Raw genomic sequence first — 7,143 nt, forward strand, 5'->3', positions numbered from 1 at the left:
CATTCGTCCTCCGCTCGTTCCGGCTGTGACCTCGCCGGCCATTCGTCCTCCGCTCGTTCCGGCTGTGACCTCGCCGGTCATTCGTCCTCCGCCCATTCCCGCAGGGCCGCGAAGTGCAGCTCACGCAGCCCGATCCGGGGGTCGACCCAGAGCGCCAGGCCCGGGCCCGGGTGGTTCGCCTCGATCCACGCGATGTCCTGCAGGCCGAGTTCGTCGTCCGCCCAGACGAACGGCCGTCCGTCGGCCCAGGCGACCACGTCCCTGGTCTTCCAGTGCAGCCCGTCCGGGTCCTCGCCGAACAGGTTGGTCCAGCGGATGTACGGCAGTTCGGGCAGGCCGATGCGCGGGCCGATGAAGGTGTTCGCCTCCTCCATCCAGGTGGTCGCCCACACCAGTTCGTACGGCAGCGCCAGCAGTTCCTCGCCGTGCGACGGGTTCAGCCAGACCCGCAGCGGCTCCACCTCCTCGCGCGGCAGCGGCGCGTTGCGCACCACCCAGCCCTCCGGCAGCAGCCGGTGGGTCAGGTACCCCTCCGGGCGGCGGGCCCCGGGCGCGGCGTAGGGGTTGAGCGGCCCGTCGACGTCGAGCAGGAGCAGCGGCCGCCCGGTCATGCGGCCGCCGCCCACTCCCGCAGCTTGGCGAAGTCCTCGGCCAGCAGGCCGATCCGGGGGTTGACGTGCAGGGCGAGCGCCGGTCCGGGGTGGTGGGCGGCGATCCACTCATGGTCCTGCGGGCCGAGTTCGTCGTCCACCCAGACGAACGGGCGCCCGTCGGCCCAGGCGACCACGTCCCTGGTCTTCCAGTGCAGCCCGTCCGGGTCCTCGCCGAACAGGTCGGTCCAGCGGATGTACGGGAGTTCGGGCAGGCCGATGTGCGGGCCTATGTGGGTGTTCGCCTCACCCATCCACCCGGTGGCCCACACCAGTTCGTACGGCAGCGCCAGCAACTCCTCGCCGTGCGACGGGTTGAGCCAGACCCGCAGCGGCTTGACCCGGACGGCGGGCGGCTTGGCGTGCTTGGCCCGCGTGGCCTGCCGTGCCTGGACCGCCGCCAGGTGCTCCTGCTTCGCCACCCACCAGGCGGGGCTCAGACGGTGGGTGTCGTAGCCCTCGGGCCTCCGCTTCGGCGCGGCGTAGGGGTTGAGCGGTCCGTCCACGTCGAGGAGGAGCAGGGGCTGCTGGGTCATGCCATGAATTCTCGGTCCGGCGGGGGCGCTTGACCAGCGATTTGCAGGTCACGATCGGGCTCCCGCAGCAGCCCGATGCCGGTCGGCTCCAGCGGATCTTCTCCCCACCCGGGGCGGGCGGTTCGCCCCGGGTGGGGTGGACGTCCGCGTACCGGGCGTCCGTGTCCGGGAAGTCCCGTAGGCGCGCTGCCCGGCAAACTCCCCGCCGGTCACCACGTCGGGCAACAGCCGGTCAGCGCAGAGGCCGGGGCAGAGGCCCGGGAGTGCCGGAACGCCCGCAGGCCCTCTCCCGGTGCAAGGGGGCCTGCGGGCGTCGTGCGTGTGCCGGATGCGGCGGTGGATCAGACCTGGCCGGCCTTCTCCAGGGCCTCGCAGCAGGTGTTGATCAGGAGTCGGGTGACGACGTAGGGGTCGACGTTGGCGTTCGGGCGGCGGTCCTCGATGTAGCCCTTCTTGTCCACCTCGACCTGCCACGGGATGCGCACGGAGGCACCGCGGTCGGAGACGCCGTAGCTGTAGGCGTTCCACGGGGCGGTCTCGTGCTTGCCGGTGAGGCGGGACTGGATGTCGTCACCGTACTGGTTGACGTGCTCCAGCACCTTCTCCTGGGAGGCGCCGAGCGACTCGCAGGCGGTGATGATGGCGTCGTAGCCCTCGCGCATCGCCTTGGTGGAGAAGTTGGTGTGGGCACCCGCGCCGTTCCAGTCGCCGCGGGCCGGCTTGGCGTCGAGGGTGGCGTCGATGCCGAACTCCTCGGCGGTGCGGTAGAGCAGGTAGCGGGCGATCCACATGTCGTCCGAGACGGTCAGCGCGTCGACCGGGCCGATCTGGAACTCCCACTGGCCGGGCATGACCTCGGCGTTGATGCCGCAGATGGCCAGGCCGGCGTCGATGCAACGGTCCAGGTGCAGCTCGACGATCTCGCGGCCGAAGACCTCCTCGGCGCCGACGCCGCAGTAGTAGCCGCCCTGCGGGGCCGGGTAGCCGCCCTCCGGGAAGCCGAGCGGGCGGGAGCCCTTGAAGAAGGTGTACTCCTGCTCGATGCCGAAGATGGACTCCTGCGCGGCGTACTTCTCCGCGACCTCACGCAGCAGGGCGCGGGTGTTGGAGACGTGCGGGGTGCCGTCCGTCTCCAGGACCTCGCAGAGGACCAGGATGTGGTCGCCACCGCGGATCGGGTCCGGCGTGACCCGCACCGGGTCCAGCACGCGGTCCGAGGCGTGGCCCTCGGCCTGGCTGGTCGAGGAACCGTCGAAGCCCCAGGTGGGGATCTTGTCGGCGTTGGGCAGGACGCGAGTCTTGGAACGGAGCTTCGCGGTCGGCTTGGTGCCGTCGATCCAGATGTACTCGGCCTTGATTGCCACGGCTTGTCCCTCGCGTTGCTGGGTGGTGGGTGCCCGCGTAGCGTTGCAAGCCGCCGTTTCCCGGTTGTTCCTCTCGTGTAACGCGCATGTGAACCAACCGTCCGCATTGGCACGGTCACGGTGCGGGAGTGCCGGGGGCGGCACTCCCGCCGTTCCGGGTGCCGTCGGTGACGGCACCCGTGCGGTCAGTGACGGCACCCGTGTGGTCAGTGACGACGCGCGTGCGCGGCGCGACGGCGGCGGGTGGCCCACAGGGCGGCCGCCCCGCCCGCGACCAGGGCGGCGGCCCCCGCGGCGAGCGGGCCGGTGGCGCTGCTGCCGCCGGTGGCGGCCAGCTTCTCCGGCTTGTCCACCGCGGCCTGCGGGGCGGCGGCGCGCGAGGTGGTGGTGTCAGCGACCGGCTGGGCGGCGGGCGCGCTGGTGGGCGCGGTGCCCGGGGTGGCCGGGCCGGACGGGGTGGCCGACGACGCGGAGGGCTTCTCGCAGCTCACCGAGGCGACGGTGATCTTCCCGGTGACCTTGGCGACGTTCAGGTTGAGCGGGTTCACCTCCACCTGCACCTCCAGCGCCGAGGCGGCGGCGGTGGTCGTGGTGACGGTCTTCTTGGAGAACTCCACCGAGACGTTGCCGATCAGCGGCACGTCCACCTTGGTCGCCCCGTACAGACCGACGGTGACCGGCTTGCCGAGCACGCTGAGCTTGGCCGGCGCGACCACGTCGGCGGTCGGCTGCCCGTCCACCGGGCAGGTCGCCTCGGCGCTCATCGCCTCCAGGCCGAGCAGCACGGTGGCGGGCAGGCCGGGGGCGTGCACGTCGGCGTTGACCAGCTTGACGGAGGCGGTGGCGCCCTTGGCGTCGACGCGGGTCACCGACGTGCCGACGTCCGCCTTGACCAGGGTGACCGGGCCCTGCTGGTCGACCCCGTCCACCTTGGCGGCCAGAACGGAACCTCCCCCGGCCTCCGGCTGGGAGGACCCCCCTCGCTGTGCCGGTGACTCCACCTTGTTCAGCGCGATGTTCACCGGGACGTCCACGGCCTTGTTCAACAGGCTGACATCCAGGTCAAGTTCGGCGGTGACGGCGCGCGCCTTGCCGGGCGACGGGGCGGGCTCGGCCGCCTGGACGGGTGCGACGGTGAGCAGCGTGCTCGCCACCACGGCGGTGGCTGCGGCAGCGGAAACGATTCGGCGAGAAGACATGGCGGTACCCCCACACAGATGAAACGATGAGCCGCCAGTCTTCTCGAACAATCCGTCACATGAGCAACACAGAAAGTCATTTCACTCTTTGGGGTGAGATTGGCGTTCTGTGTCGACCCGGCTCTGCTACGGCAGCCGCCAGTCCACCGGCTGCGCCCCCTGCCGCACCAGCAGCTCGTTGGCCCGGCTGAACGGCCGCGAACCGAAGAAGCCGCGGTCGGCCGACATCGGGCTGGGGTGGACGGACTCGACCGACGGGACGCTGCCCAGCAGCGGGCGCAGGTTGCGGGCGTCGCTCCCCCACAGGATCGCCACCAGCGGGCCGCCGCGCGCCACCAGCGCCCGGATCGCCTGCTCGGTGACCGCCTCCCAGCCCTTGCCCCGGTGCTGGCCGCTCTTGCGCGGCTGGACGGTCAGCACCCGGTTGAGCAGCAGCACGCCCTGCTTCGTCCACGGGGTGAGGTCCCCGTTGGACGGCTGCGGCAGGCCCAGGTCGGTGCCGTACTCGCGGTAGATGTTGATCAGGCTCGCCGGGATCGGCCGCACCTCCGGCGCCACCGAGAAGCTCAGCCCGACGGCGTGGCCGGGGGTCGGGTACGGGTCCTGCCCGACGATCAGCACCCGCACGTCCGCGAAGGGCTGCTGGAACGCCCGCAGCACGTTCGGACCGGAGGGCAGGTAGGTACGGCCTGCGGCCAGTTCGGCGCGCAGGAAGTCGCCCATCGCGGCGACCCGTCCGGCGACGGGTTCCAGGGCGGTGGCCCAGCCGGGCTCGACGATCTCGTTCAGTGGACGCGGTGCCATGGTCGCCACCCTATCGGCCTACACCGACAGGACGTTCAGCGGATGATCATGGGATCGGGAGCCCCCTCCCGCGGCCCTCCCGGGGCCCTCTCCAGGACAGTCCCGGCCACCCCCGACGCCACACGGCCCGGCGCCCGCCCGACCGCCCCGGCCCCGACCGCGACCCCGACCCTGCCCCGCCACCGAGTCCACGCGACTACCCGACCGGCCGCCCCCGCAGCACCACCAGCCGCGGGTCCGCGAGCACCCGGACGTCCGCCCGCGGGTCCTGCTCGTACACCACGAAGTCCGCCGGCGCGCCCTCCTCCAGCCCCGGCCGCCCCAGCCACTCGCGCGCTCCCCAGCTCGCCGCCGACAGCGCCTCGGCCGGGCTCAGCCCCGCCCTGACCAGCTCCGCCACCTCGTCCGCGACCAGCCCGTGCGCCAGCGAGCCGCCCGCGTCCGTCCCGACGAACACGGGGATGCCGGCGTCGTGCGCGGCGCCCACGGTGTCGTACCGGCGCTCGTGCAGCCGCCGCATGTGCGCCGCCCACGCCGGGAACTTGGCCTCGCCGCCGGCCGCGAGGTCCGGGAAGGTGCCGATGTTGACCAGGGTCGGCACGATGGCCACCCCGCGCTCGGCGAAGACCGGGATCAGCTCCTCGGTCAGCCCGGTGGCGTGCTCGACGCAGTCGATCCCGGCCGCCAGCAGGTCCGGCAGCGACTCGGCGGAGAAGCAGTGCGCGGTGACCCGGGCACCTTCCTCGTGCGCCGCCGCGATCGCCTCGGCCAGTGCGTCGCCGGGCCAGCAGGCGGCGAGGTCGCCGCGCTCGCGGTCGATCCAGTCGCCGACCAGCTTCACCCAGCCGTCCCCGCGCCGGGCCTCGGCCCGGACGTAGGCGGCCAGGTCGCCGGGCTCGATCTCGTGCGCGTAGTTGCGGATGTAGCGGCGGGTGCGGGCAATGTGCCGCCCGGCACGGATGATCCGGGGCAGGTCCTCGCGCTCGTCGATCCACCGGGTGTCGGCGGCCGAGCCGGCGTCGCGGATCAGCAGGGTGCCGGCGTCCCGGTCGGTGAGCGCCTGCTTCTCGCTGGTCTCGGCGTCCACCGCGCCGTGCGCGTCCAGGCCGACGTGGCAGTGCGCGTCCACCAGGCCGGGCAGCACCCAGCCGGTCACCGTCCGCACGTCCCCGGCGGTCGGCGGGCGGGTGAAGCTCACCCGGCCGTCCACCACCCAGAGTTCGTCCCGGACGTCCTGCGGGCCGACCAGCACCCGACCCCGCACGTGCAGCACCGCGCCATCGTTCATGGCCGCACTCTACCGACGGGAGGGTTGCGTGTAAGCAGTCACGATGCGGCAGACTCGTTTCCGGCACCCCACCCCGCGAAAGGCGATAAAGACGTGAGTCCCTTCCTCGACCTGCCCCCGCTCAGCGCCGCCGAGTTCGCGGCGATCGAGGACCAGGTGGCCGCGCTGCTGCACACCGAGGCCGACGTGATCGTCACCCAGGGCGAGGCGCTCCTCCCCCTGGAGGCCGCGATCCGCGGCGCCGCGCACCCCGGCTCGACCGCCCTCAACGTCGTCACCGGCCCGTACGGGCAGACCTTCGGCAACTGGCTGCGCTCCTGCGGGACGAAGGTCGTCGACCTGGCCGTGCCCTTCGACAGCGCGGTGAGCGCCGAGCAGGTCGCCGAGGCCCTGGACGCCAACCCGGAGATCGACTTCGTCTCCCTGGTGCACGCCGAGGCCGCCACCGGCAACACCAACCCGGTCGCCGGGATCGGGGCCGTGGTCCGCGAGCACGGCGCGCTGCTGATGCTCGACGCGGTCGCCTCCGTCGCCGCCGAGCCGCTGCTCACCGACGAGTGGGGCGTCGACCTGTGCGTCATCGGCGGCCAGAAGGCGATGGGCGGCCCGGCCGGGGTCTCCGCCGTGTCCGTCTCCGAACGGGCCTGGGAGCGGATCGCCGCCAACCCGGCCGCCCCGCGCCGCTCCTACCTCTCGCTGCTCGACTGGAAGGAGCGCTGGACCGACGCCGGCCGCGCCGTCCTGCCGCACGCCCCGGCCCAGCTGGAGATGCTCGCGCTCGGCGCCTGCCTGGACCGGATCGCCGCCGACGGCCTGCCCGCGGTGATCGCCCGCCACCGCGCCGCCTCCGCCGCCACCCGGGCCGGCGTCCGCGCGCTCGGCACCCTGGCCCCGTACGTCGTCGAGGACGCCCACGCGGCCCCGGTCGCCACCACCCTGCGCACCCCGGAGGGCGTCGACGCGACCGCCCTCGCCGCCCGCCTCGACCCGGCCCTGCCGGTCCAGCCGGGCGGCGGCGCCCTGGCCGGCTCGATGCTGCGGGTCAACCACTACGGGCAGGCGGCCGCGCTGGACACCGTCCGCGCCTGCCTCACCGGCCTCGCCGCCGCCACCTCGGCCGACCCGGCACCCGCCCTGGCCGCCGCCGAGACCGCCTGGAGCGCGACCGTCCGGGCCTGAGCGGGTACGTGACAGGGCTGCGGCCCCCGGGGACCGCCACCCGGGCCCCCGCCCCCGCCCCCCACCCCCGCCCGCTCCCCACACCCCACCCCGCACCCGGCCCCGAGGCGGACACCACCACCA

7 protein-coding genes are annotated in these 7,143 nt (G+C 73.5%); 1 reads left to right on the forward strand and 6 read right to left on the reverse strand.

Annotated features, from left to right (window positions below; genetic code table 11):
- Positions 1–77: 77 nt before the first annotated feature.
- From ACIRRH_RS12525 to ACIRRH_RS12550, 6 genes are all read right to left on the reverse strand, one after another.
- Entirely contained in the window at positions 78–611 is a 534-nt protein-coding gene (locus ACIRRH_RS12525) for a hypothetical protein (protein ID WP_403065760.1), read from the reverse strand.
- Positions 608–1,186: a hypothetical protein gene (locus ACIRRH_RS12530; RefSeq protein WP_403065763.1), complete on the reverse strand. Its 579-nt coding sequence runs from the start codon at positions 1,184–1,186 to the stop codon at positions 608–610. Before ACIRRH_RS12530 ends, ACIRRH_RS12525 begins: the two co-directional genes overlap by 4 nt.
- A 341-nt stretch (positions 1,187–1,527) precedes the next feature.
- On the reverse strand, positions 1,528–2,550 hold the full coding sequence (gene glnII / locus ACIRRH_RS12535; protein WP_403065766.1) for a glutamine synthetase: 1,023 nt from the start codon (positions 2,548–2,550) through the stop codon (positions 1,528–1,530).
- Positions 2,551–2,756: 206 nt separating this feature from the next.
- Complete coding sequence (locus ACIRRH_RS12540) at positions 2,757–3,749, reverse strand: SCO1860 family LAETG-anchored protein (RefSeq protein ID WP_403065769.1); 993 nt, start codon at positions 3,747–3,749, stop codon at positions 2,757–2,759.
- A gap of 126 nt (positions 3,750–3,875) precedes the next feature.
- Positions 3,876–4,553: a uracil-DNA glycosylase gene (locus tag ACIRRH_RS12545; RefSeq protein WP_403065772.1), complete on the reverse strand. Its 678-nt coding sequence runs from the start codon at positions 4,551–4,553 to the stop codon at positions 3,876–3,878.
- Between the two features lie 196 nt (positions 4,554–4,749).
- Positions 4,750–5,841 carry an amidohydrolase family protein gene (locus tag ACIRRH_RS12550; RefSeq protein ID WP_403065775.1) on the reverse strand — a complete coding sequence of 364 codons (1,092 nt, stop codon included), beginning with the start codon at positions 5,839–5,841 and terminating at the stop codon, positions 4,750–4,752.
- A gap of 93 nt (positions 5,842–5,934) precedes the next feature.
- Here ACIRRH_RS12550 and ACIRRH_RS12555 point away from each other — a divergent pair, with 93 nt between their 5' ends.
- Positions 5,935–7,020 carry a pyridoxal-phosphate-dependent aminotransferase family protein gene (locus tag ACIRRH_RS12555; protein WP_403065778.1) on the forward strand — a complete coding sequence of 362 codons (1,086 nt, stop codon included), beginning with the start codon at positions 5,935–5,937 and terminating at the stop codon, positions 7,018–7,020.
- The last annotated feature ends 123 nt before the right edge of the window (positions 7,021–7,143 follow it).

It is taken from the genome of Kitasatospora sp. NPDC101235, assembly GCF_044767505.1.
Taxonomy (GTDB): Bacteria; Actinomycetota; Actinomycetes; order Streptomycetales; family Streptomycetaceae; genus Kitasatospora.

Excerpts from the sequence above, each read along its gene's own strand:
- ACIRRH_RS12525 (WP_403065760.1), bottom strand. The coding sequence starts at position 611 with ATGACCGGGCGGCCGCTGCTCCTGCTCGACGTCGACGGGCCGCTCAAC.
- ACIRRH_RS12530 (WP_403065763.1), bottom strand. The coding sequence starts at position 1,186 with ATGACCCAGCAGCCCCTGCTCCTCCTCGACGTGGACGGACCGCTCAAC.
- ACIRRH_RS12540 (WP_403065769.1), bottom strand. The coding sequence starts at position 3,749 with ATGTCTTCTCGCCGAATCGTTTCCGCTGCCGCAGCCACCGCCGTGGTG.
- ACIRRH_RS12545 (WP_403065772.1), bottom strand. The coding sequence starts at position 4,553 with ATGGCACCGCGTCCACTGAACGAGATCGTCGAGCCCGGCTGGGCCACC.
- ACIRRH_RS12550 (WP_403065775.1), bottom strand. The coding sequence starts at position 5,841 with ATGAACGATGGCGCGGTGCTGCACGTGCGGGGTCGGGTGCTGGTCGGC.